The sequence below is a fragment of the Paraburkholderia humisilvae genome (assembly GCF_902859855.1).
GTDB classification, from domain to species: Bacteria; Pseudomonadota; Gammaproteobacteria; order Burkholderiales; family Burkholderiaceae; genus Paraburkholderia; species Paraburkholderia humisilvae.
The window spans coordinates 1-871 of sequence record NZ_CADIKH010000411.1 but is presented as its reverse complement, the minus strand read 5'-3'; the positions used below and the strand labels follow the sequence as shown (position 1 = coordinate 871).

1 pseudogene is annotated in these 871 nt (G+C 59.5%); it reads right to left on the bottom strand.

Going from position 1 to position 871, the window contains the following annotated elements:
• Positions 1-816, bottom strand: a pseudogene (locus HV796_RS42825) (IS5 family transposase); the annotation flags it as partial.
• Positions 817-871: the final 55 nt, after the last annotated feature.

Sequence of the window (871 nt, the reverse complement as noted above, 5' to 3'; positions counted from 1 at the left end):
CCTTTGCCAGGCATTCCACCTCAGGCGCATGCAGGGCGTAGAGCCTGTTCTTGTCCTTTGTCTTTTGCGACAGGATCCGCTTCGCGCGTCCAATCAGATCCTGAAGGTGCACACGATTTTCTTCGGATACCGGGTTGATCTGACGCTCCACGTCACGCATCACCCGACCCACACGCGAGCGCAGCGTACGCAATGCCTTCTTCATGCGTCTGTACTGCTTCGCATGGGCGAAGCGGCCAATCTGACGCGTCAGGTGTGGTGCCTCGCGGTTGTAGTTCTGCCTCAGTTTCAGGCCGTGGCGCGCTGCTGCCTTCACCAGATGTTCGCGACACCGCTCAGGCAGACGTGAATCCGTCGGGTGCGCGACCGCCTTTTGCATGACAGTGGTGTCGACGATCACGCGCCTGACGCTCGCAGCCTTGATCACGCCGGCCCGTCTGGCTGCGTCGATCGTTTCGGCCAGCAGCTCTTCAGCCTCCTGCGCCAGCGCGTCAGGCTCGACGGATCGACTGGCGGTTCGGTTTGCAGGTACGTTTCGCCGGTGAACACTTGCCAATACGCGTTTTCCACCCATTGCCAGACGACCTCTTCGTCGGACAGGTCAAATGCGTGCTGCAGATACAGCAGACCGGCGATCAGCCTGGGCGATGTCGCCGGTCACCCCTTGTGCGACACGAAGCTTTCGCTCATCGCGACGCCCAGCCGATCCCAGTTGATGAGCTCAGCCAGCCGTACCAGTGGATGTTTCAGATTGATCTGTTCGCGCAGCGGTTGCCGGAAGAAATCTCCTTCTTTCACAGGCGTCCTGGGACCCATCCACACCTCATCAGAATTTGCAGGATTCTCACGATAATGTGCCAGGTTCCTGCAA